This is a genomic window from Sphingomonas sp. PvP018 (assembly GCF_017876865.1).
GTDB classification, from domain to species: Bacteria; Pseudomonadota; Alphaproteobacteria; order Sphingomonadales; family Sphingomonadaceae; genus Sphingomonas; species Sphingomonas aerolata.
Map to the genome: position 1 here is coordinate 613,260 of NZ_JAGIOU010000001.1, position 23,124 is coordinate 636,383.

Here is a 23,124-nt window from a genome sequence, read left to right on the forward strand (position 1 = left end):
CAGCTAGAGGATCTGCTCAAAGGGGAAGCTAAGGCGATGATGCGGAAGGCAAGTTTTCTTTCCGTCTGGGCGTTCCTGCCGGCGCTTGGCGCCTGCAACCGGCACCAGTCGACGCTGGCTCCGTTCGGTGAGCAAGCTGATCAGGTGCTGTCGATCACCATCGTGCTGGTCGTCGGCGCGGTCGTCCTGGCGCTTGGCCTTGCGCTGCTGATGCGGCACGCGATCCGCGCGCCCGAGGGGCGGTTGACGCACAAGGGCGGGATGAAGATGGTCCTGTGGCTTGGCGGGATCGGCCCGTCGATCCTGTTGCTCGCGCTGCTGCTCTACGCGTTGCCCGCAATGCGCCCCCATCCGGTCGCCGATGCCGACCTGCGGATCGGCGTCGATGGCGAGCAGTTCTGGTGGCGCGTACGCTATGCTCCTCCCGGCGGCGCGGTCGTCGAAGCGGCAAATGAACTTCGCCTCCCCGTCGGCCGCACCGTCGAGCTGTCGCTGCGCAGCCCCGACGTCATCCACAGCTTCTGGGTGCCGGGGCTCGCGGGCAAGATGGACATGATTCCCGGCCGCACCAATCGCCTCGTCGTTCGTGCGACCAAGGCGGGAACATATCGCGGCGTCTGCGCCGAATTCTGCGGGCTGGGGCATGCGCTGATGGCATTCGACGTCGTCGCGATGGAGCCCGCTGCATTCGAACGCTGGCTGGCCGCGCAGGCGCGACCCGCTACGGTCACCGCATCGCCCGGTGCGAGGCTGTTCGCCAGCTATGGCTGCAGCGGCTGTCACAGCGTTCGCGGGGTGGGCCCGGCGGCAAAGATCGGCCCCGACCTGACGCATTTCGGATCACGTCCGACGCTTGCTGCGGGGATTTTGCCGATGACCCACGCCAATATCGCGCGGTTCGTGCGTGAGCCCGGCAAGACCAAGCCCGGCGTCCGCATGCCCGCCTTCCCGCAGATGTCGGCCGCCGAAGCCGACCAGATCGCCAGCTATCTTCAGGGGCTGAAATGACGACCGACAGTCCGGCCTATGTCGCCCCCGACCAGAATGATCCCGCGGTCCGCAAGGGCCAGGAGGATCGCCTGCGCGAGGTGTGGAAGCCGCCCTCGGGCTGGTTCTTCCGCTGGACCGACGTCAACAACAACCGGATCGGCGTCTGGTACACGCTGACCGCGTTCGGCTTCATGCTGTTCGCCGGCGTGCTCGCGCTGATCATGCGCACGCAGCTCGCGGTCCCGAACAACGATCTGGTCACCGCGAACACGTTCAACCAGCTGTTCACGCTGCACGGCTCGATGATGATGTTCCTGTTCGCGGTGCCGATGTTCGAGGCGGTCTCGATCATCCTGCTGCCGCAGCTGCTCGGCGCGCGCGACCTGCCGTTCCCGCGGCTGTCGTCGTTCGGCTATTGGAGCTTCCTGATCGGCGGCGTCTTCGTGTCGGGATCGATCTTCTTCGACGCCGCGCCCGATGGCGGCTGGTTCATGTATCCGCCGCTGACGACGCGGACCGATCTGAGCGGGCTCGGCGCCGACATCTGGATGCTGGGCCTCAGCTTCATCGAGGTGTCGTCGGTGGCGGCGGCGGTCGAGCTGATCGTCGGCGTGCTCAAATGCCGTCCGCCGGGGATGCGGCTCAATCTGATGCCGCTCTACGCCTGGTACATCCTCGTCGTCGCGGTGATGATCCTCTTCGCGTTCCCGCCGCTGATCGCGGGCGACGTGCTGTTCGAGATGGAGCGGCTGCTCGACTGGCCGTTCTTCAACGCGGAAAAGGGCGGTGACCCGCTGCTGTGGCAGCACCTGTTCTGGATCTTCGGCCACCCCGAAGTCTATATCGTCTTCCTGCCCTCGATCGCGCTGTTCGCGATGTTGATCCCGACCTTCGCGCAGCGGCACCTGCTCGGCTATCCGTGGATCGTGCTGGCCGCGGTCGGCACCGCGTTCCTGAGCTTCGGGCTGTGGGTCCACCACATGTTCACGACCGGTCTGCCCAAGATCAGCCTCGCCTTCTTCGCCGCCGCCTCCGAAGCGGTGGCGATCCCGACCGGCGTGCAGATCTTCGTGTTCATCGCGACCTTGTGGGCGGGCAACGTCAAGAAATCGACGCCGTTGCTCTATGCGAGCGGGAGCCTCGCGGTGTTCGTGATCGGCGGGCTGACCGGCGTGATGGTCGCAGTCGCGCCGTTCGACTGGCAGGCGCACGACACCTATTTCATCGTCGCGCATCTGCATTATGTGCTCATCGGCGGCACGCTGCTGCCGCTGTTCGCCGGGCTGTATTATTACTGGCCGCTGATCACCGGCAAGACGCTGTCCGACCGGCTGGGGCGGATCGCGTTCTGGATCATGTTCGTGGGCATGAACCTGACCTTCTTCCCGATGCATCTGTCGGGTCTGCTCGGCATGCCGCGCCGTGTGTTCACCTATCCCGAGGAGCTCGGGATCGGCGGGCTCAACCTTGCCTCGACCGTGGGGTCGTATCTGTTCGCGCTCGGCGTGCTGATCGTCTGCATCGATCTCGCGCTGTCGCCGCGCCGCGCCAAGGCACCGCGCAATCCGTGGAATGCGGGGACGCTCGAATGGCTGGCGCTGCCCGACGACGAGGATTGGGGTATCCGCTCGGTCCCGCTGATCGAGAGCCGCTATCCGATCTGGGACCAGAAGAACTTCGTCCAGAAGGTCGACGAGGGCCGCTTCTTCCTGCCCGACGCGGAGGAGATGCGGCGCGAGTCGATCATCACGACCGTGCTCGATGCGCGGCCGCTGCAGGTCATCCGCCTGGGCACGCCCAGCGTGAAACCGATGATGACCGCGGTGGCACTGGCGGGCGTGTTCATCCTGACGACCTACCATCTCTATCTGCTGTCCGCGCTGAGTGGCGTGGCGACGCTCGCCTGCGTGCTGTGGTGGCTGTGGACCGGCACTGCCGAGATCCCCGAAAAGCCGACCAAGCATATCGGTCACGGGATCGAGGTGCCGCTCTACACCTCGGGGCCATCGGCGCCGGGCTGGTGGGCGATGTTCATCACGATGATGGCGGATGCGACCGCGTTTTCGGGGCTCGTCTTCGGCTATTTCTTCTTCTGGACGATCCATAGCAATTTCCCGCCCACGGGCGCGGGGCTGGACGGGCCCGGCGTATTCTGGCCGATGGTCGCGCTGGCGCTGACTTTGACCGGCTGGGCGGCGACCGTCGGCGCGCGTGAGGTGCACCGTCGCGGCAACGTCGCCGCCGGCCGCCTGCTGCTGGTTCTCGGCATCGTCGCAACGCTGTCGAGCCTGTTCGCCGGGCTCGCCGGGCCGTGGTATTCGGGGATGGATCCCGAGCTGCACGTCTATCCGGCGATCGTCTGGACGCTCGCGATCTGGACGGCGGTGCACGCCGCGATCGGCGTGATCATGCAGGCCTATACGCTCGCGCGCAGCCTCGCTGGAAAGATGACACCCGTCTATGATGCCGATCTGCGCAACATTACCGTCTACCACCATTTCCTCGCACTGACGGGCATCGTGACGTTCTGCACGATCGGCCTGTTCCCGGGGGTCGCATGACAACACCCAAGGACAATCGGAAACACTGGGCGCGCGACCTGAAGGTCACGTTGTGGACGCTGATCGTCCCGCCGACGATCTGGGCCGTGCATTTCCTGTTCTGCTATCTGTGGGTTGCGGTGACATGCGCCAAGTCGCCGACTCCGGCAACGGCGCTGACGGGGTTTCCGCTCGCCACGCTGATCGCGACGATCGTCGCGCTGCTTGGCATCCTCGCAGCGGGCTATATCGCGCGTGTCCAGTCGCAGACGCCGGGCGACGCCCCGCCGCATGACGAGGGGACCGCGATCGACCGGCTGCGCTTCCTTGCGCTGTCGACCCGGCTGCTCGCAGGCCTGAGCTTCGTCGCGGTGATCTTCACCGCGCTGCCCGTGATCGTCTTTGGCGATTGCCGATGAGGCGCGCGAGTCTCGCGCTCGGCGTCGCGCTGGTGCCGATCGGCTGGGCGTTCGCCGCCGCGCCGCTCGGCATGGTCGGCCACATGACCGGCCACATGATCGCCGTCGCGGTTGCTGCGCCGTTCCTCGCCTATGGCATCGCGGGCAGCCGGTTCGATCCCGCCGAGCGCTGGCCGGCGATCGTCACTCCGCTGGCCATGTCGCTGGTCGAGCTGGTCGTCGTGTGGCTTTGGCACCTCCCCGCGCTCCGGCTGCGCGTCGACATGCAGCCGACTGCGCTGCTGCTCGAACAGGCGAGCTTCCTCGCGGCCGGCCTGCTGCTCTGGAGCGCGGTGCTTGGCACGCGCACCGGCGGCGCGACCGACCGGCGCGTATCGGGCGTCGCGGCGATGCTGCTGACGTCGATGCACATGACCCTCCTTGGCGCACTCGTCGGCCTCGCCCCGCGGCCGCTTTACGCGATGATGGCGATGCTCCCGGCCGCGCACGGCCTCGACGCGCTCGAGGATCAGCAGCTTGGCGGCGTCGTCATGCTGATGGTCGGCGCGGCAAGCTATTTCCTCGGCGGGCTCGCGATGCTCGGCGGAGTATTGAAGACACGGAGCGCGACGGCATGACGATCCGCATTACCTGGGCGCGCGCGATCGCCGCGATCGTCGCGCTGGCGCTTGCCGGGCTGTTGTTCGCCTGGTCGGGCGTGTTCAACATCGCCGCCTCGTCAGGTCATTGGAAGATCACCGACTGGTTCCTTCACTGGACGATGCGCAACTCGGTGCGCACGCACGCCGCCTTCACCGCGCCCGATGATCCCAAGGCGAATGAAGGCCTCGTCAGCGCCGCGGGCCTGTTCCGGGCAAGCTGCGCCTCGTGCCACGGTGCGCCCGGCGTGCGTCCGCTGCCGGTGATGCAGGCGGCGACGCCCCCCGCTCCCGACCTCGCCGTCAACGCGCGCGAATGGACCGACAAGCAGATCTTCTGGATCCTCAAGCACGGCGTCAAATACACCGGCATGCCCGGCTGGGCGGCCAAGGATCGCGACGACGAGGTCCGCCGCATGGTCGCCTTCGTCCGCCTGTTGCCGGAGATGTCGCCTGCGACCTATCGCGCACTGACCGAAGTCCCCGGCAGCGGTACCGCCGGTCCTGACACAGCACGCATCGCCGTCTGCGCCGGCTGTCATGGCACAGACGGCCGCGGCCGTGGCCAGCCCGATATGCCCGTGCTCGGCGGCCAGAGCCCCGCCTATCTGCGTGCCGCGCTCCAGGCCTATGCGACTGGCAAGCGCCAGAGCGCGGTCATGGCCAACGCCGCCGCGACGCTGACGCCCGGAGAGATGACGCGGCTTGCGCGGCATTTCGCCGCCATGCCGGGTCTCGGCACCACCACAGCCTCGGGCCATCCGAATGCCGCGCGGATCGTCCGCGAGGGCCTGCCTGCCAAGCAGCTTCCCGCCTGTGCCAGCTGCCATGCACCGGGCAAGCCCTATCCGGTGCTTGCCGGGCAGAGCGCCAGCTACATCGCACAGCGTCTGCGCAACTGGCGGGGCGACGAGACGGTGGTCGACGCGCGCAAGTCGCAGGCGACGATGCCGGTCATCGCGCGTCGCATCCCCGAGGACATGATCGACCCGATAGCGGCGTATCTCGCCGGCAAATAAGGTACGTCCCGCCCTGTGCGGGACGCAGCCCGGATCAATCGCTCACCGCGACGAAGACCGGTCCGTCCACGAAAAGGTCGGCTGCGCGCTCGCCGGTCGCGAGCCGCGTTTCACCCCACCATGCCGCAGGAACCGCCGCCCCCGACTGATCGAGCAGTTCCGTCGCGCAGCGTAGCGCGACCGCAACCCGCAACGTCTGCCCATTCGCGCGGCGCTCGAAGGCGAGGACACGCGCGGCGCGCGATCCGGTCACATCGAGAGGGGCGTAGTCACCCTGGGCGAAGATCTGGGGTGCGTCCGCACGGGTCGCGAGCAGTCGGGCAATCAGCGCGAGCTTTGCAGGCGCATCGTGCTCGAGTAGACGCGCGCGGCGGGCATAATCCACCGGCCGGCGGTTATCTGGATCGACCAGGCTGAGATCCGCCAACTCGGTGCCCTGATACAGATCGGGAACCCCCGGCACGGTGTACCGCAGCGCCGTCTGAACGAGCGCATTCGCCTGCGCCGCCGCCGCGGTCGCTTCGATCAGATCGTGCAGCTCGCGCAGAAACCGCGCGGAACGGTCCGGGTCGAGCAAGGCGCGTGCAAGTGCGTGACAGCGGTCCTCATAGGCCTCATCCGGCGCCTCCCAGGACGACCGCAGCTTGGCTTCGCGCAACGACTTTTCCTGCCACCCGACGATGCGCTCGGCATAGGCGGCAAGCCCTGCGCGATCGTCGATCTGGAGCCCCTCGGGCCACGCCCCGAACAGCGTCTGCAGCAGCATATAGGCATCGCCTGCATCCACCGCGTCGTCGATAGCGGCCGCCGCGGCGAGCCAGCCCGTCACGGTCTCACGCCAGCGCACAGGGATTTCGCTCAAGACGGCGAGCCGGGCACGCACGTCCTCGCCACGCTTGTGATCATGCGTCGCCGACGCCAGCATCGCACGCGGCCAACGGGCGGCACGCTCCGACATCGCGGCATGAAACGCCTCGATGGGCAGCGCGAAGGCTGCCGGGTCGAACCCGACGTCGTTGCGCGACAGCAACCGGCCATAGCGGTAGAAAGCGGTGTCCTCGACCGCCTTGGCCACGATCGGTGCCGAGAGTTGCTGGAACCGCCTCACCGCCGCCGCGGCGAGATCCGGGTCGCCCGGCCCTTCGCCCGCGAGCCAGTCGAGGATCAGGCCGACGACCGGTCCTTCGCCGGGTGCCAGATGCGTCGCAACCCGCTCGCGCACGATCGCCCGGATCGCGGCATCAGCGGCAGGTGCCGCGATGCCGGTGCCATAGGTGCGATACACCGGGAAGACCCAGAGCATGCGCTCGACCGCCCGCCGGATCATCCCCGCGGTTACCCCGTCGCCCGTTGGCGTCGACCGCGCCAGCGCGACGAACGCCGCGACGCATCGGGCAAGCTGCCCCTCGAATTGCCAGGACAGCATGTCCTGACGCGCGCGCAGATCCTCGGGTTCGAACGCGGCCGACCGCCCGCTGATATCCGCCCAGAGCTCAGCGAGCGGTGCGGCGCCGTCCTCGTCATGCAACAGCGCGGTGACCTGCGCCATGAAGTCATAGCCACTGGTACCGTCGATCCCCCAGTCGGTGGCGAGCGGTTCGCCCTCTGCCAGGATCTTCTCGACGACGATATACGCCCGATCCGCGCCAGCTCGCGTGATCGCGTCGAAGTGCGCGCGCAGCGTTCGGCAATAGCCGGCGGGGTCAGTCAGTCCGTCGACATGATCGACCCGGACACCGTCGATCAACCCCTCGGCATAGAGGTCGAGATACAGGCGGTGGCTCGCCTCGAAAACCACGGGGTCCTCCGCGCGCAGTCCGGCGAGATCGTTGATCGTGAAAAACCGCCGCCAGTTGAGATCGTCGTTTGCGGTGCGCCACGATGCCAGCCGGTAATGCTGCCGATCGAGCAACGCGGTCAGGTCGTCGCTCGTGGCGGTCGCGTGATCCTCGGGACGGAGCGGCAGACGGTGCTCGCCATAGGCGACGAGCATCGGCACATCATCGACCAGTTCAACGCTGAGCGCGCCCTGCGCGATCGCCACCGACACCGGATCGCCAAGGATCGGCAGCAGGACGGGTTCGCGCCAGTCGATGTCGAAGAATTGCGCATAATGGCTCGACGCCCCGTTCGCGAGGACGTCGTTCCACCAGCCATTCTCGCCGCCCGCCACACCCATGTGATTGGGGACGATGTCGACGATCATGCCCATGCCGTGCGCCTTCAACCGGTCGACGAGCCGGCGAAACCCCGCCTCGCCACCCAGTTCGGAATTGATCCGGATCGGATCGACGACGTCATAGCCGTGCGTCGATCCGGACCGTGCCGTCGCGATCGGCGATGCGTAGAGATGGCTGATCCCGAGTGCGGCCAGATAGGGCACCTGCGCCTCGGCGTCCGCGAAGGTGAAGTCCTTGTGGAACTGCATCCGGTAGGTCGCACGTGGCGTCATGATGCGCGCGCCGTTTCGATCAGGTTGATGCGTGCGGCAATCTCGGGGCGCGCGAGCAGCGCGTCGGTGGTGTCTGGCATGCGTCTCCGCCAATTGGGGTGTTCATTGGTCGTGCCGGGAAGATTGGGCTGCTCGACGAGACCGACGAGGTCCTCGAGCGGGAAGATCGCCAGCCCGCATGGCGTCCGTGCGACATGCGCCAGCGCGGCGTCGACGACCGGCGCGGTGTTGCTCGGCTCGGGCTGTGGCCCCGGCGCACCGAGCGCGGTCCACAGACGGGACCGATCTTCGGCGCGGGCGGTATGGTCGGCCGCCTCGTCGGCGGCCTCGCTGGTCCGGCCAAGGGCCCAGTTCCAGGCGATATCGCGCCCCTGCCACCAGCCCGCGATCGTCGCCAGATCATGCGTCCCGCTCATCGCGACCGCATCGACTGACCAGGATTCGGGGGGAATGAAATTACCGTCACCGTCGCGCTCGAACCAGAGCACGCGCATCCCCAGCATCGCCCGTGCGTCCATCGCCTCGCGAAACCCGTCGGGCACGGTCCCCAGATCCTCGCCGATGATGATCGCACGCGCGCGGTGCGATTCGATCGCGATGATCCGCATCATGTCGGCAAAGGGCATGTCGAGATACGCCCCGTCCGCCGCCGAGGCGCCGTCCGGCACTACCCATAGCCGCCGCAGGCCAAAGGCGTGATCGATGCGAAGCCCGCCGGCATGCGCCAGACCCGCACGGATCGTCGCGATGAACGGGGCGAAGCCATTTGCCACAAGCGCCCGTGGGTCGAAGCCGGTGATGCCCCAGGCCTGCCCGTCGGGGCCGAGCGGGTCGGGTGGCGCACCAATCGACAGGCCGTTCAGCAAATCACCCCGCCGCCGCCACGCGTGGCTGCCGCCCGGATCCATGCCGACCGCGAGATCCGCGACCAGACCGACCGCCATGCCGCCATCACGTGCCGTGCGCTGCGCCCGTTCGAGCCCCGCATCGGCCAGCCACTGAAGGAAGACGTAGAAGTCGCACGTATCGCGCTGCTCGGTCATGAACGCGGCCACCGCGGCGCCATCGGGATCCTGATAGACGGCGGGCCAGTCCTGCCATCCCCGGGCGCCCGAATACGCAAGAAAATGGGCGTGAAGCGCATCGAACGCGGCGTGGAAACGCAGGTCGCTGCCGCCCCTTGCGCCGAACGCCTCGACCTCGGCCCGTACCGTGTCCGGCAACGTGTCGAACTGTCGGCGCAGCGCGACGAGGCGATCCGGGATCGCGCCCGCCCAGTCGATCAATGCGGGCGGCGACCCTGGGTCCGCCGAAACAGCGCCCGCCATCACGGACGGATCGGCGAGCATGACGTTCAGGAACTGGCGGCTCGACGGGGCATAGGGGCTGAACCGGGTCGCATCCGCCGGGAACAGCGCATGTGTCGGGCTGATCGCCACCGCATCGGCACCGCGCGTCGCGAACGCGCGCACCGTGTCCGCAAGCGTGCCGAAGTCGCCGAACTCGGTGCTCCGGCCGTCGCGCAGGGCGGGGATCTGCACCGCCGGGCCCCAGAGGCGCCCACCTGCCTCGACGTCCGCGATCGTGACGCAGCGCGGTGGCGCGATCGCGAGCCGGATGTCCCGGCCGCCGAGCGTGAGCAGGTGGTATCCCGCCTCCGTGATCCCCGGCAGCTGCCCGTCGACGATCGTCACGGCACGCGACGCCCCGTCCTCCAACGTCAGAACCGCAGGACCATCGCCTGCCCCGATCGACACCCGCGCACCGACATCCGCCGAGACGAACGACGGGGGTTCGGCTCGCACCGCGCGCGCGGTGGCGAGGCTCGCGCGTATCGCCGCCTCGCTGTCCGCGGGAAGTCCGAGCGCGTTCAGGATCGCTTGCAACGCCTCGTCGGCCACGGTCTGCGCACGCCCACCGGCATCCTGCCACCGGGGCTGCAGACCAGCGGCGGCGGCGAGGTCGTGGAGCAGGCTCATGCCGCCAGCCACACGGCGACGCTCGCGTGCTGCCCGGGATCGCCCTGCGCGAACAGCATCTCGCCGGAGGCTTCCGGAAACGCGACCGGATCCTCGCCGAGATTGAGCGCGATCGTGAGCACCGCGCCGTCGCCCAGCGTCCAGCGCGCGACGACCGCCGCCGGCCCGATCGCCTCGGCGCCGATCGCGCGCGCGCCGGACAGGCGCGGTATGATCGCGCGCTGCCGGACCGCGATCAGCGTGCGATAAAGATCGCGCCAGGCATCGGCGTCGGGACCGGGTGCAGCGACCGACGCCTCGAAGGTCGCGCTCGCATTCGGATCGGGGATCGCAGCGCGGGCGGATTCGTCGGCGAACGCGGCAAACTTCGCGAATTCCCGGCGCCGGCCATCGCGCACCGCATCGGCAAGCTCGTCATGGAAGTCGGTGAAGAACAGGAACGGCGTCTCGCTCCCCGTCTCGTCCCCCATGAACAGCAGCGGGATCTGCGGGCAGAGCAGCAGCAATGCGGTCGCAGCACGCAGCCGTGCGTGATAGGTGAGCAGCGTAAGCCGCTCGCCAAGCGCCCGGTTGCCGATCTGGTCGTGGTTCTGCAGAAACGACACGAACGCGGTCGGTGAAAGGTGCGCGCTCGGCGTGCCGCGCGTCCGACCGTTATGATTGGCCGACCCCTCCCCCTGATAAATGAACCCTTCGCCCAGGCACCGCGCGAGACGCTCTGCCGGCCGGTCGGCGAAGTCGGCGTAATAGGCGCTGGTTTCGCCCGTCAGCAGCACGTGAAGGACATTGTGGAAGTCGTCGTTCCACTGCGCGTCATAGCCGCCCGGCCGCAGCCGATCGGCGTCGTTGCGCTCGTTCTCGAGGACGAGGTGAACCGGCCGGTCGGTCACCGTCGCGCGGATCTCAGCCGCCATCGCGTCGAGGAACCGGTCATTGTCGATCGCGTGGACGGCATCGAACCGAAGACCGTCGATCCGGTAGTCGGTCAGCCACATCAGTGCGTTGTCGATGAAGTAGCGCGCAACAGGCTCGACATCGACCGCCACCGCCCCGCCCCAAGGCGTATCGACGTCCTTGTGAAAGAACGATCCGGCATAGGCGCCGAGATAATTCCCGTCGGGTCCGAAGTGATTATAGACGACATCGAGCAGCACCGCGACGCCCAGCGCGTGTGCGGCATCGACCATCGCCCTAAGTTCGTCGGGCGTGCCGTAGCTCTCGGCGACTGCATAGGGCAGGACTCCGTCATACCCCCAATTGCGCGTGCCGCCGAACGCCGCGACCGGCATCAGCTCGATCGCGGTCACGCCGAGCGCGGCGATCTCGGGCAGGCGTGCGGTGATTCCGGCGAAACCACCCATGGTGCCGACATGGACCTCCATGATCACCAGCTCCTCCCAGCGCCGCCCGCGCCAGTCGGTCGATTGCCAGCGATACGCATCGGGATCGACGGTGACGCTCCAGCCATGCACACCCCCCGACTGCTGGCGCGAGGCCGGATCGGGGACGACCAGATCCTCGCCGATCCGGAAGCGATAGCGCACCCCTGCCCCGACATCGGCAATCGCGGTGACCCATCCGTCGGCCTGCCCGTCCATCGACATCGCCGCGGCGCCGTCGATCTCCAGCGTCACCCGGTCGGCATCGGGCGCCCAGAGCCGGAACGCCGTGCCGCCGCTCGCCGGCGTCGCGCCCCACGCGCTCATGCCGGATCCATCGTCCAGGACAGCAGCGCCGCACCCTGCGGCGCGAGATCGTAGCTGTCGGTGATCGGCATCGGCTGCTGCTCGGGCTTGGCGCTGTCGATCAGTACCATACGCTCGACCTCGGAGGGCGGTGGCATGGTGAAGGTCAGCGGCCCCTCCGACGCGTTCAGCAGCAGTGACACGACCTGGATCCTGCCATCCTCGCACAGCGCTGCACGGCGCATCGTCAGCGCACGACCATTGGTGTTTTCCCAGTCCTCGGGCGACAGCTGGACGCCGCGCTCGTCCCACCATTCGATGTCCTTCAGACCCTCCGCTGGAGTGTCCTCACCGTAGAGGAAATTGCCCGCGCGCAGCATCGGATAGTCGCGGCGGAGCGCGGCCAGCCGCGCGGTGAAGTCGATCAGCGCTTCACCCTCGGGGGTCTTCGCCTGCGTCCAGTCGAGCCAGCTGATCTCGTTATCCTGGCAATAGGCGTTGTTGTTGCCGCCCTGCGTCCGCCCGAACTCGTCGCCCGCGACCAGCATCGGCGTGCCGAGCGAGGCGAACAGCGTCGTCAGCATCGAGCGCGCGACCCGCTTGCGAGTCTCCGCGATCACGGGATCGTCGGTCGGCCCCTCGACACCCCAGTTGCGCGAGCAATTGTTCGAATGGCCGTCGCGATTGTCCTCGCCATTCGCCTCGTTGTGCCGCTCTTCATAGGCGGTCGTGTCGGCGAGCGTGTAGCCGTCATGCGCACCGAGCAGGTTGACGCTCGCCCAGGGACGCCGCGCACGACGATCGAACAGATCCGCCGAACCGGTCAGCCGCGCCGCCAGATCCGCGCGCTGCGCATGGTCACCGCGCCAGAACTTGCGGACGGTATCGCGGTACTTGTCGTTCCATTCGGCAAAGCCCGGGGGGAAATTGCCGAGCTGATACCCGCCCGGGCCGATATCCCAGGGCTCGGTGATCAGCTTCAGCCGGCCGAGCACAGGATCCTGCCGCAGCACGTCGAAGAACCCGGCGCCCGGATCGAAGCCGGTGTCCGTCCGCCCCAGCGTCAGCCCGAGATCGAAACGGAACCCGTCGATCCCGAAGCTGGTCGCCCAGTAGCGCAGCGAATCCGCCACCATCTGGATCACCCGCGCCTTGGTCAGGTTCAGCGTGTTCCCGGTCCCCGTGTCGTTGATCGAGAAGCGCGGCTGATCCTTGACCAGCCGGTAATAGTTCGCATTGTCGAGCCCGCGCCACGACAGCGTCGGTCCCTGCTCGGACCCCTCGCACGTGTGGTTGTAGACGACGTCGAGAATGACCTCGATCCCCGCCGCATGAAGACGGCGGATCGACCGGCGCAGTTCGTTGTGGCTGTCGGTCGCGAAGAAGGAGCGTTCGGGCGTAAAGAAATTGAGGGTGTTGTATCCCCAGTAGTTCCGCAGCCCCTTCTCCTGCAGGAACCGGTCCTGCGTATAGCTCTGGATCGGCAACAGCTCGAGCGCGGTCACGCCCAGCCGCTTGAGATGCTCGATGACCTTGGGATTGCCGAGCGCGGCGAAGGTTCCGCGTTCGGAGGGCTGCACCTCGTCGAACAGCTTGGTCAGGCCCTTGACGTGCGCCTCGTAGATGATCGTCTCGGACCAGGGCGTGTTCGGGCGGACGTCGCGCGACCAGTCGAAATGGCTGTCGGTCACGACACCCTTGGGCATGGTCAACGCATTGTCGCGCCGATCGAAGCTCAGATCCTCGCGCGCTGACTTGACCTGATAGCCGTACATCGCGTCGGTCCAGCGCAACTCGCCCGTCATCGCCTTGGCATAGGGATCGAGCAGCAGCTTGTTAGGATTGAACCGGTGGCCCTCTTCGGGTGCATACCGGCCATAGGCGCGATAGCCATAGGACAGCCCCGGCTGCGCATCGGGGAGATAGCCGTGCCACACCTCGTCGGTCCATTCGGGCAGGACGTAGCGCTTCAGTTCACGGCGGCCGCTGTCGTCATAGACGCACAGCTCGATCTTCTCGGCATTGGCCGAATAGACCGCGAAATTGACCCCGAGCCCGTCGAACGTGGCGCCGAGCGGATAGGCCGAACCGGCCTCGAGCGTATCAGGCAGAAGATGCAAAGCGAGCCCCCAGATTGACGCCAACCTCCACTATTCTAGCAGCGCGGCGGCGTGTCAGGGCGAAAACCCGCCTGCTCTCGCCAATGTTCCCGGTTCGGTTTCTTTTCCCTGTCGACGAGAAATAACCGGCGGTCTCGTGCAAAGCGGGTGACGCCGATCGGCGTCACCCGGTGCGTCGCCGCCGTTATCCAAGCTGCTCGAGTTTCGCATCCGGGGCTGCGGCCGAGGCGCGGAACCGCGCGACACTCGCCTCCGCGAACGACTTGGCAACAACCGTCGATACCGTCTTGAAGTCCGCGGTGGCATGGTCCGGCGTCAGCGTCAGGACGATGAACCCCTTGCGATCCTGGTCGCAGAACCGGACCTCGTCATTAGCGTCGGCGATCAGCGTCCCGATCCCCGGTATCAGCGAGCCATAGGACGGGCTGGTGATCGCGGTCGCACCGAATTCCACCGCGACGAGCTTCCCCGATGCATCGTGCAGATCGTTCGCCCAGCCGGCATGGCTATCGCCCGACAGCACGACCGGTCGCGACCCCGACCGCTTGAACGCGGCATAAAGCCGTTCCCGTGCTGCGGGATAGCCGTCCCAGCTGTCGAAGTTGAACGGCAGGCCCGCGCGATAGGATGCCATGCTCGCCATCAGCGCGGTGCGCCATTTCTCGGGCAGCCGCGCCATCATCGCGTCGAAGCGATCGGGGCCGAGCTGCTTCTCGAGATCGGGGCCGGCGACGCGCGCCATCACCACCTGGTTGCCGAGTACCTGCCATGGCTTGCCCGCCGTGACCGACGCCGCCATCGTCCGCTCGATCCAGGCGAGCTGCGGTGCGCCCAGCATTTCGCGACCCGGCTGCGCGCGCTCCGCCATCATCGGGGCATATTCGGCAGGCGCAATCGCCTCGCCCTTCGCCGCGACCTGCCTGCTCCGCGCGAGCAGCCGCGTCTCGACCATCACCAGCGTCGCGAGATCGCCAAACTCGAAACTGCGGTTGATCGCTTCCCACGGCTCGCCGGGCTTCGGGTCGCGGATCGGCATCCATTCGAAATAGGCCTGCATCGACGCGGCCTTGCGCGCCTTCCAGTCGCCCTCGGTCGCCGGGTCATGGTTCTCGGCGCCGCCGATCCAGTCGTCATTGGCGACCTCGTGATCGTCCCACACGCAGATGAACGCCGCGCGGGCGTGCGCCGCCTGCATGTCGGCGTCGCGCTTCACCTGCGCGTGACGCATCCGGTAATCAGCGAGCGTCACGATCTCATGCGTGGGCTCGACCAGCCGGCCGATCTTCTTGCCGATGTCGCCGCCATAGCCGTCGATGCCATATTCATAGATGTAGTCGCCGAGATGCAGCACCGCGTCGAGCCGGTCGAGTTTGGCGATCGAAGCATAGGCGTTGAAGAACCCGCCGGGGTAGAGCTGGCACGACACTACGCCCATGACGACATCCGCAACCACGCCGCGGGGCAGCGTGCGGACCCGGCCGACGGGCGAGCGCGTGCCCGCCGCGGTTTCGAACCAGTAGCGATACTCGGTTCCGGGCTTCAGCCCCGTGACCGCGACCTTGGCTGTGAAGTCGCGCGCGGCACGCGCCGCGATACGGCCCGAGTGGAGGGGCGTATCGCCCTCGCGCAGTGCGACATGCCAGGTCAGCGCGATATCGCCGGCCTGTTGCGGATCCTGCGGGGTCGCGCGCGTCCACAGGATCGCGCCGTCCGCGGAGGGATCGCCGCTCGCCACGCCGTGGTCGAAGCGCGCTGCCCCGGCGCTGCCGTTCGGGCGCGCCGCGGTGGCGAGGCCGGGAAGCGCGAGCGCGGAGCCGGAGCCGAAGAGCGTGAGGGCGTCGCGGCGATTGATCGTCATAACAGTGCCTTTTGCGGTGATGCCGCCTGCTAGGGGCGCTCGGCGTCAGTCACGTTGCGGCAGCGTTACGCCGCGATGACAGGCCGTCACGCGCGGGTCATGTATCCGACGCGGAACCGTAACGACCCCGCCCTAGGTGCTCGCTCACTGACAATCGGGGGACTTCATGACGACCATTTCTACGCGCCTGGCTCTGGCCGCGCTTGCTGCATCCTGTTCAACGGGTGCGCTTGCCCAGGCGATCGTCGCACCCGATCCGGCGACCGGGCCAGCCGCCCGCGCCGACGTGACGGGCGGCGACGACATCGTCGTCACCGCGCAGAAGCGCGAACAGCGGATCGAGGACGTGCCGCTGAACGTCACCGCGCTCACCGGCGCGAAGATGGCGGATATCGGCGTCAACTCGTTGTCCGAAGTCGCCGCCTATATTCCCGGCCTGCAGATCCAGGAGCAGAGCGCGAACAACCCCGGCTTCGTGATCCGCGGCATCACCTCGGACAATGGCTCGTCGCAGCAGGGTGCGCGCGTGACGCTCTATTATAACGGCGTCGACATCAGCCGCTCGCGTGGTGCCTATCAGGATCTCTATGATCTCGAGCGGATCGAAGTCGTGAAGGGCCCGCAGGCGACGCTGTTCGGCACCGCCGCCGCGGTTGGCGCCATCAACCTTATCTCCGCCAAGCCGCAGCCCGGCACCTCGGGTGCGATCACCGGCTCCTATGGCAATTACAACCGCACGCAGGTGTCGGGCTTTATCAACGCTGGCAACGACGTGCTGTCGGGGCGGCTGGCCTTCGCCTATAAATATCGCGACGGCTATGTCCGCAACATCGCCGGTGATGCGAACATCCCCAACCAGAACCAGGGCAAGGTCGATCAGGACGATCTGAACGGTCAGGACCAGCGTGGCATCCGCGGCTCGCTGCGCTTCCAGTCGAACGATGCGGTCACCGCAGACCTCGTCCTGACCTATGACGGTCAGCGCAATCCCGGCACCGCATTCAAGAGCCGTGCGCATGCCCCGACCGGCGGCCAGACCGGCGATTACGGCAATGCCGAGCTCTCGGGTTCGCCGTTCAGCGCCGAGGCGCTCGGTGCGCGCAAGCTCGGGCTCGACCGCAACGTCTATGACGCCAATCTGACGGTGTCGGTCGATCTGTCGCCCGGCATCACCTTCACCACCGTCAACGGCTATCGCCGCTTCGACGCACTCGAAATATTCGACGCGGATGGCGGCCCGGCCTGGTATCTCGAGTTCGCCGAGGATGCGAAGGGCGACCAGTGGAGCCATGAGAGCCACTTCGCGTTCGACGGCCCGAAATATCGCGCATCGTTCGGCTGGAACGCCTTTTTCGAAAACGGGTCGCAGCGCGTCCCCTTCTCGACCGAGGAGGGCACCTATATCGCTTGCTCGATCGCCACGGCCTATCAGCCGTTCCGTACCGCGCTGAACGGCGCGGGGATCCCGACCGGCCCGGGCTGTGTCGCCGCCAATGGCACTATCCCGGCGGCGACCCGCGCCACCGCGATCCTCACCGGCGGCCGTTCGACGCAGATCCCCTATTCGTCCGAGTTCACCAATTACGGCAACAACGACACCTATTCGGTGTTCGCCGATGCGACCTATATCCCGATCCCGGCGCTCGAGCTGACCGCCGGCGCACGCATCCTGATCGAGGATCGTCAGTCGGGCTATTCGTCGATCCAGCCCAATTCGCAGATCCTCGCCGCGCTGGGCGTCCGCACCAGCCTGCTCGGAACCGCGAACACCAATGGCGTGAAGTTCGAGGCGGACCAGAGCTTCGCCGCGATCCTCCCGCGCTTCAACGCGTTGTTGAAGCTCGACGAGGATGTCAGCCTCTACGGCACGATCAGCAAGGGCCGGCGCTCGCCGGTCGTCCAGTTGGCCGCACTCAACGCCGTCAACGGCGTACGCCCCAATCTTCAGATCGTGCCTGAGGAAAATGTGTGGAACTACGAAGGCGGTATCAAGGGGCGCGTCGGTCCGTTCACCGGCGCGGCATCGGTCTTCTATCAGACCTATGACGGGTTCCAGGTCTCGGTGAACGAGGTCAATCCCGCCAATGGTGCGGTCGTCGCGGTCACGCGCAGCGCGGGCTCGGCGAAGAATGTCGGCGTCGAGCTCGAGGGCAATCTGGCGCTTGGCCAGTATCTCTCGGTGTTCGGGACCTTCGCCTATCTCGACGGCGGGATCGCGGACCAGCCTGCAGGCACCTTTGCCGGCAACCGCTTCCGCCTCCAGCCGAGCACCACGGCATCGGGCGGCGCGACGCTCCGGCTCCCGCTCGGCGGCGCGGTCTTCTATGCGACGCCGAGCGCGAATTACCGGTCGAAGGTGTTCTTCGAACTGCCCAACAGCGCCGCGATCAGCCAGCGCGGCTACACGCTGGTCAACCTGCGTGCGGGTATCGAGCTCGCGGACGGGCGCTACCGCGTCGGCGGCTTTGCGCGCAACCTGACGAACAAGCGGTACCTGATCGACGCCGGCAACACGGGCGGCGGCTTCGGCATCCCCACCTATATCGCCGGCGAACCGCGCTTCTACGGCGTCGAGCTCGGCGCCAAGTTCTAAGCAGCCCTGTCCCACCCTGTCGTTCCGGCACGCGCCGGGACGGCGGGGACCATCCGCGGCCTCGGGTAAGGTGGCGGGTCGCCTCTTGGCCGGCTCCTAACCCGGCCCCGTGCGTTGACGCGCATTCCCCATCCCACGAGGTTCTCACGATGCGCGCCACTTCTATCGTTCCGGCGGCCGCCGCATGAGCGGTCCGCAGCTCTTCACGCCGTTCAAGGTCGGCAAGCTCGATCTCGCCAACCGGATCGTCATCGCGCCGATGTGCCAATATTCGGCGGTCGACGGCTGCATGACCGACTGGCACCTGATCCATCTCGGGCATCTAGCGCTGTCGGGGGCGGCCCTGATGATGCTCGAAGCCGCCGCGGTGACGCCCGAGGGGCGGATCACCTACGGCGATGTCGGGCTCTATGACGATGCGAGCGAAGCGGCGATCGCGCGGACGCTCGACAGCGTGCGCCGCTGGTCGGACATGCCGATCGGCATCCAGCTGTCGCATGCCGGACGCAAGGCGTCGTGCGAGGTGCCCTGGAAGGGCGGCGGGCAGATCGCGCCGGGCGCTGACAAGGGTTGGCAGACCGAAGCCCCCTCCCCCGCCGGTTTCCTGCCGGATGACGCGCCGCCGACGGCCCTCGATCGCGAGGGGCTGGCGCGACTGCGCGACGCGTTTGCCGCCGCGGCGACGCGCGCGGGACGCCTCGGGATCGATGCGATCCAGCTGCACGCCGCGCACGGCTACCTGCTCCACCAGTTCCTCTCGCCCTTGGCGAACCACCGCGACGACGATTATGGCGGCAGCCTCGAAAACCGGATGCGCTTCCCGCTCGAAGTCTACGACGCGGTCCGCGCCGCCTTCCCGGCGGATCGCCCGGTGACGATGCGCGTATCGGGCACCGACTGGGTCGAGGGCGGCTGGGACGGCGAACAGACCGTCGCCTTCGCAAAGGCGCTCGAGGCTCGCGGGTGCGATGCGATCCACGTCTCGAGCGGGGGCCTCAGCCCGGACCAGCAGATCCCCGTCGGGCCAAGCTATCAGGTCCCGCTGGCGCGTCAGGTCAAGCAGGCGGTCGGCATCCCCGTCGTCGCGGTTGGGCTGATCACCGACTATGAACAGGCCGAGGCGATCATCGGTACCGGTGACGCCGATCTCGTCGCGCTTGCCCGGACCCTGCTCTACGATCCGCGCTGGCCGTGGCATGCCGCCGCACATCTCGGCGGCCATGTGGAGGCGCCCAACCAGTATCTCCGCTCACAGCCACGCCAGTACAAGGACCTGTTCCAGGCCTGACGCGAGCCGCGACCCTCGCGGGTCGCGGCAATGTCTCCAGCGCGGTCAGCCGTTGTCGCGGAAACCGGGATACAGGCTCATCCCGCCGTCGACGGTCAGCGTCGATCCGATGATATAGTCCGCGGCATCGGACACCAGGAACAGCGCCGCACGCGCGACATCGTCGGGTTCGCCGATCCGTCCATAGGGGATGAGTTCAAGCAGCGCGTCGGCGGCATCGCCCTTGGTCGCATCGGCGTTGATGTCGGTCGCGATCGCGCCGGGCGCCAGCGCATTGACCCGGATCCGCTCCTGCGCGACCTCCTGTGCCAGTGTCCGCATCAGCATCCCGCTGCCGCCCTTCGACGCTGCATAGTTTGCATGCCCCGCCCAGGGGATCGTCTCGTGAACCGAACTCATGAACAGGATCTTGCCGATCGCCCGGCCAAAGCCGCGATCACCCTGCGCGCGGAACCGGCGTACCGCCTCGCGCGAAACGAGGAACTGGCCCGTCAGGTTGACGTCGATGACGCGGCTCCAGTCGGCCAGCGTCATGTCCGCATAGCCCGCATCCTTCTGCATGCCGGCATTGGCGAACACGACGTCGACGCCGCCGAACCGCGACACGGTCTCGTCGAACAGCCGGAGGACCGCATCCTCGTCCGCAGTATCCGCCTGGCAGGCGAACGCCTCGCCCCCGCCCGCGACGATCCGCGCGACCACGTCGTCCGCCGCCTCGCGATTGCTGTTGTAATTGACGGCGACGCGCGCGCCGGCCTGCGCGAACAGCAGCGCGGCGGCGCGTCCGAGGCCGGAGCTTGCACCGGTGACGATGGCGGCCTGTCCGGAGAGATCGATGTGCATGGGGCTCGCTTTCGCTAGACTGTCAGGAGTTGCGTCCCCAACGCCCGCCTTGCCAAAGCTATCCGTCTGCCCCCACGGGGCGGCTAGTCGTCCAGCGTGTCCGCAGTCCGCAGCGCGCGGACATAGGCCTGCGCCGCCTGTTGCTCGGCCGCGCTCTTGAACGCGTCACGCGGGTCCGGCGCATCGCCGAGCGTCGCCAGCACGGCCCACAGCGCAAACCGCCGGCCGGTCTCGCGCTCGGTACCGAACGCGATCCGGACGCGCTCTAGACCGTCATCGATCGCGATCGTATCCAGCGTATCGAGATCGGTCGTACCGAAATAATGGGTGAGCATCGCATCGAGATCCATGACGCAGCGCTGCCCGAGCCGGGCGATCGTGGCAAGTCATGTCGAACGGCCGCCCCCTTCGTGCGAAAGAGTTGCGCAACGGTCCACCCCGACCTAGATGCCGGTCGCACACGCCCCTCCGCCATTGCGGCGGCGCGGATGCGGTGCGGAAGAGTGTCCGAGTGGTTTAAGGAACTGGTCTTGAAAACCAGCGTAGGGGTAACTCTACCGTGGGTTCGAATCCCACCTCTTCCGCCAATGCTTCGTTTCAGCTTGCCTCACACGGGTTCCTAACGACGCCCAAGTCCCGTTTCCGGCGTGTTCGCATCCCCGGAGCACCGAACCGGTTCATAAACAGCGCAAGTAAATCGAGTGACTGTCGGGGCACCGGCGAACCCGAAGGTCCAGAATGGCAGCAAACATTCTTACAGACGGTGCTTGAAGATCGTCTGTACCGGCACCCTGGTCTTGGAATGACTTGATTTAGGGTTCGGTCAGGCGCTTAGTGCACATCCGAATGCTTGAGGTGATGCGGGGCTTCAAACAAATGAAGCGGTGGTTGCTCTTGATCCTGGGTGTGGCCTTCAGCCTTCCGGCGCAGGCGCAGCTTGCGGCACCGGTGAAGAATGGCGACTCGACCATCGTCGTCACGGGCAACCGAAGCCGCGAATCCAAGGTGGAGATGAGCGACTGGCGAATGGCGGAAACGCCGCACGTCATCGTGTTCAGCCAGGGCGACGAAACTGCGTTGCGGCGCACCGCGCACAATCTCGAAAAGCTGCACTTCCTGCTCTCGGTCCTGCATGGCCGGGTAGATCAGCCTGACGAGACGATCAAGATCGCCGTGACGATGATCGGCGATGCCGCGGCGTTCGAACAGCTTCGACTGACCGACCTGCGCTGGCAATATGGTCCCTTCCCGCCGGCGTTCGAAAAGACGATCTACTATGATCCGCGCGAGGAAGGGTCGGTGCTCGCAACGACCGAAGAGGGCGTAAACCTGGTTCTTCAACCATCGGTTGGCCGCAAGACGAGCCGCAATTGCACGCGCGGGCGGGACCGAAACCCTCCAATCGTTGATTACTACATAAGCCCCAGGGTGACGGCGACCGGACAGCCGACGTACGATGTGAACCAGATTCTCGAACAGCTTGCGGTGAACGAGATCGCCTTTTGCCAATGGGCCGAATCCCGCGTCTATGCCGCCTTTGCCCAGAACTACCTGATGACCTATTTTCCGGCAGCGTATCCGCGCTGGTATCTTCAGGGGTTCGGAGAATTGTTCGCGACGATGGAAGCCGGCGCCGACTACGTCGAATATGGCCACCTTCCGCCTGGCTACGCGAAGGTCATGCATCACTACGGTCTGTATCCGGTCACGCACATCCTCGATGGGCGCTATCTCTCGGGCAAGGGTAGGGCCTGGACGCCCTATCACGCATGGCGGCTGGTCCACCTCCTGTATTTCTCCGAGGAGTGGAAGCCGCGGCTTCACGATTATCTGAACGCCCTGGCACGGGGTGACGACTTGCAGACCGCCGCGAGCGCTCTTGGCGATCCGAGCCAGTTCCAAAGCGCCGTGACCGCCTACCGAGGCCGCAAATTACAGGCTGAGAAGATGGCCTTTCCGGCCAATCGCGCGCCGGAACCTAGCATCCGACGTCTGACCCGCGCGGAGGCCGGGCTGATCCGTGGCCGGCTTGAACTTGGCGCGCGGATCGAGGTGCCCGACGCCGGCCCCGACCGTGAGAAGGCGCTCGCGCGACGTTCCGCGTGGATCGACCGGCTTCGCGATAATGCGACCCGCTTCCCCGCCCTGACCGAAAACCACTTGCTCCTGGCCGAGGCCGAATGCCGCACCGGCAATCCCGAAGCCTGTCTTGAAGCCACCGAACGGGCGATCGCCCAGTCGCCGACCGAAACACGCGCGCTGGTGTGGAAAGGCACGGCGCTGACGCAACTGGCTATGCGCGCTCCGACGGCCGAACGTCGGCAGCGGCTTGGGGACGCGAGACGTTTCATCGTCAGGGCCAACCGCCTGGACCCGGAGAGCAGCCTTGCGCTGATCGCGTATCACGACAGTTTTGCGACGGCGGGCCAGCAGGCCCCGGATGTCGCGGTGGAGGGGCTGTACAAGATCGTTCAGTCTGCGCCCGCCGCGCCCGGTCCGAGACTGAAGCTCGGTGAGGAGCTGATCGCCCGCGACCTTCGAGAAGAAGCGCGCAGAATGCTGCTGCCGGTCGCCAAAGGGGCGTTCGCAACGCCCGAACAACCCGTCGCCGCCGCTTTGCTGTCGCCAGCGGGGGCGACGGAGCCGGGGCGTTAGCGGCTGCTAAAATCCGGCGTTCGCAGACCGTAGCACGTTGAAACA

Annotated in this window: 15 protein-coding genes and 1 tRNA gene; 9 read left to right on the forward strand and 7 right to left on the reverse strand. The window is 66.9% G+C overall.

The window, feature by feature from the left end:
* Positions 1-36 precede the first annotated feature (36 nt).
* From coxB to J3A66_RS02625, 5 genes are read left to right on the forward strand one after another with little or no spacing between them, the layout of a single operon-like run.
* Positions 37-1,008 (forward strand): cytochrome c oxidase subunit II, encoded by a 972-nt coding sequence (coxB, locus tag J3A66_RS02605; RefSeq protein ID WP_209566905.1) that lies wholly within the window; start codon positions 37-39, stop codon positions 1,006-1,008.
* Positions 1,005-3,551 (forward strand): cytochrome c oxidase subunit I, encoded by a 2,547-nt coding sequence (gene ctaD, locus J3A66_RS02610; RefSeq protein WP_209566907.1) that lies wholly within the window; start codon positions 1,005-1,007, stop codon positions 3,549-3,551. The genes coxB and ctaD overlap by 4 nt, the downstream gene beginning before the upstream one ends.
* On the forward strand, positions 3,548-3,949 hold the full coding sequence (locus J3A66_RS02615) for a hypothetical protein (protein WP_107933457.1): 402 nt from the start codon (positions 3,548-3,550) through the stop codon (positions 3,947-3,949). Before ctaD ends, J3A66_RS02615 begins: the two co-directional genes overlap by 4 nt.
* On the forward strand, positions 3,946-4,566 hold the full coding sequence (locus tag J3A66_RS02620; RefSeq protein WP_209566908.1) for a cytochrome c oxidase assembly protein: 621 nt from the start codon (positions 3,946-3,948) through the stop codon (positions 4,564-4,566). Before J3A66_RS02615 ends, J3A66_RS02620 begins: the two co-directional genes overlap by 4 nt.
* Positions 4,563-5,606 carry a c-type cytochrome gene (locus J3A66_RS02625; RefSeq protein WP_209566910.1) on the forward strand — a complete coding sequence of 348 codons (1,044 nt, stop codon included), beginning with the start codon at positions 4,563-4,565 and terminating at the stop codon, positions 5,604-5,606. Before J3A66_RS02620 ends, J3A66_RS02625 begins: the two co-directional genes overlap by 4 nt.
* Positions 5,607-5,640: 34 nt before the next feature.
* Here the strand turns inward: J3A66_RS02625 and treY are convergent, their stop codons facing one another.
* The 5 genes from treY to J3A66_RS02650 form a co-directional block, all read right to left on the reverse strand.
* Complete coding sequence (treY, locus tag J3A66_RS02630) at positions 5,641-8,058, reverse strand: malto-oligosyltrehalose synthase (protein WP_209566912.1); 2,418 nt, start codon at positions 8,056-8,058, stop codon at positions 5,641-5,643.
* Positions 8,055-10,037, reverse strand: a complete 1,983-nt coding sequence (gene malQ / locus J3A66_RS02635) for a 4-alpha-glucanotransferase (RefSeq protein WP_209566914.1) — start codon at positions 10,035-10,037, stop codon at positions 8,055-8,057. The genes treY and malQ overlap by 4 nt, the downstream gene beginning before the upstream one ends.
* Positions 10,034-11,743: a malto-oligosyltrehalose trehalohydrolase gene (gene treZ / locus J3A66_RS02640; protein WP_209566916.1), complete on the reverse strand. Its 1,710-nt coding sequence runs from the start codon at positions 11,741-11,743 to the stop codon at positions 10,034-10,036. Before treZ ends, malQ begins: the two co-directional genes overlap by 4 nt.
* Positions 11,740-13,842, reverse strand: a complete 2,103-nt coding sequence (gene glgX, locus J3A66_RS02645; protein ID WP_245336681.1) for a glycogen debranching protein GlgX — start codon at positions 13,840-13,842, stop codon at positions 11,740-11,742. Before glgX ends, treZ begins: the two co-directional genes overlap by 4 nt.
* A 184-nt stretch (positions 13,843-14,026) precedes the next feature.
* On the reverse strand, positions 14,027-15,700 hold the full coding sequence (locus J3A66_RS02650; protein WP_209566918.1) for an alkaline phosphatase D family protein: 1,674 nt from the start codon (positions 15,698-15,700) through the stop codon (positions 14,027-14,029).
* A 166-nt stretch (positions 15,701-15,866) separates the two neighbouring features.
* On the opposite strand from J3A66_RS02650, the gene J3A66_RS02655 reads away from it, so the two are divergent.
* Together J3A66_RS02655 and J3A66_RS02660 are read left to right on the forward strand one after the other, a co-directional pair.
* Positions 15,867-18,293 carry a TonB-dependent receptor gene (locus J3A66_RS02655; RefSeq protein WP_209566919.1) on the forward strand — a complete coding sequence of 809 codons (2,427 nt, stop codon included), beginning with the start codon at positions 15,867-15,869 and terminating at the stop codon, positions 18,291-18,293.
* Between the two features lie 184 nt (positions 18,294-18,477).
* Entirely contained in the window at positions 18,478-19,581 is a 1,104-nt protein-coding gene (locus tag J3A66_RS02660) for an NADH:flavin oxidoreductase/NADH oxidase (protein ID WP_209566929.1), read from the forward strand.
* A 45-nt stretch (positions 19,582-19,626) separates the two neighbouring features.
* Here J3A66_RS02660 and J3A66_RS02665 read toward each other — a convergent pair whose 3' ends face one another.
* Positions 19,627-20,424: a glucose 1-dehydrogenase gene (locus J3A66_RS02665; protein ID WP_056408014.1), complete on the reverse strand. Its 798-nt coding sequence runs from the start codon at positions 20,422-20,424 to the stop codon at positions 19,627-19,629.
* Between the two features lie 83 nt (positions 20,425-20,507).
* Positions 20,508-20,774 (reverse strand): hypothetical protein, encoded by a 267-nt coding sequence (locus J3A66_RS02670; RefSeq protein ID WP_031394846.1) that lies wholly within the window; start codon positions 20,772-20,774, stop codon positions 20,508-20,510.
* 147 nt (positions 20,775-20,921) lie between these two features.
* Here J3A66_RS02670 and J3A66_RS02675 point away from each other — a divergent pair.
* Together J3A66_RS02675 and J3A66_RS02680 are read left to right on the forward strand one after the other, a co-directional pair.
* Positions 20,922-21,011, forward strand: a tRNA-Ser gene (locus J3A66_RS02675).
* Positions 21,012-21,270: 259 nt separating this feature from the next.
* Positions 21,271-23,079: a hypothetical protein gene (locus tag J3A66_RS02680; RefSeq protein ID WP_209566931.1), complete on the forward strand. Its 1,809-nt coding sequence runs from the start codon at positions 21,271-21,273 to the stop codon at positions 23,077-23,079.
* Positions 23,080-23,124 lie beyond the last annotated feature (45 nt).

Excerpts from the sequence above, each read along its gene's own strand:
- J3A66_RS02615 (WP_107933457.1), top strand. The coding sequence starts at position 3,548 with ATGACAACACCCAAGGACAATCGGAAACACTGGGCGCGCGACCTGAAG.
- treY (WP_209566912.1), bottom strand. The coding sequence starts at position 8,058 with ATGACGCCACGTGCGACCTACCGGATGCAGTTCCACAAGGACTTCACC.
- J3A66_RS02650 (WP_209566918.1), bottom strand. The coding sequence starts at position 15,700 with ATGACGATCAATCGCCGCGACGCCCTCACGCTCTTCGGCTCCGGCTCC.
- treZ (WP_209566916.1), bottom strand. The coding sequence starts at position 11,743 with ATGAGCGCGTGGGGCGCGACGCCGGCGAGCGGCGGCACGGCGTTCCGG.
- coxB (WP_209566905.1), top strand. The coding sequence starts at position 37 with ATGATGCGGAAGGCAAGTTTTCTTTCCGTCTGGGCGTTCCTGCCGGCG.
- J3A66_RS02625 (WP_209566910.1), top strand. The coding sequence starts at position 4,563 with ATGACGATCCGCATTACCTGGGCGCGCGCGATCGCCGCGATCGTCGCG.
- J3A66_RS02670 (WP_031394846.1), bottom strand. The coding sequence starts at position 20,774 with ATGGATCTCGATGCGATGCTCACCCATTATTTCGGTACGACCGATCTC.
- J3A66_RS02665 (WP_056408014.1), bottom strand. The coding sequence starts at position 20,424 with ATGCACATCGATCTCTCCGGACAGGCCGCCATCGTCACCGGTGCAAGC.
- J3A66_RS02620 (WP_209566908.1), top strand. The coding sequence starts at position 3,946 with ATGAGGCGCGCGAGTCTCGCGCTCGGCGTCGCGCTGGTGCCGATCGGC.
- J3A66_RS02680 (WP_209566931.1), top strand. The coding sequence starts at position 21,271 with ATGCTTGAGGTGATGCGGGGCTTCAAACAAATGAAGCGGTGGTTGCTC.
- J3A66_RS02655 (WP_209566919.1), top strand. The coding sequence starts at position 15,867 with ATGACGACCATTTCTACGCGCCTGGCTCTGGCCGCGCTTGCTGCATCC.
- malQ (WP_209566914.1), bottom strand. The coding sequence starts at position 10,037 with ATGAGCCTGCTCCACGACCTCGCCGCCGCCGCTGGTCTGCAGCCCCGG.
- ctaD (WP_209566907.1), top strand. The coding sequence starts at position 1,005 with ATGACGACCGACAGTCCGGCCTATGTCGCCCCCGACCAGAATGATCCC.
- J3A66_RS02660 (WP_209566929.1), top strand. The coding sequence starts at position 18,478 with ATGAGCGGTCCGCAGCTCTTCACGCCGTTCAAGGTCGGCAAGCTCGAT.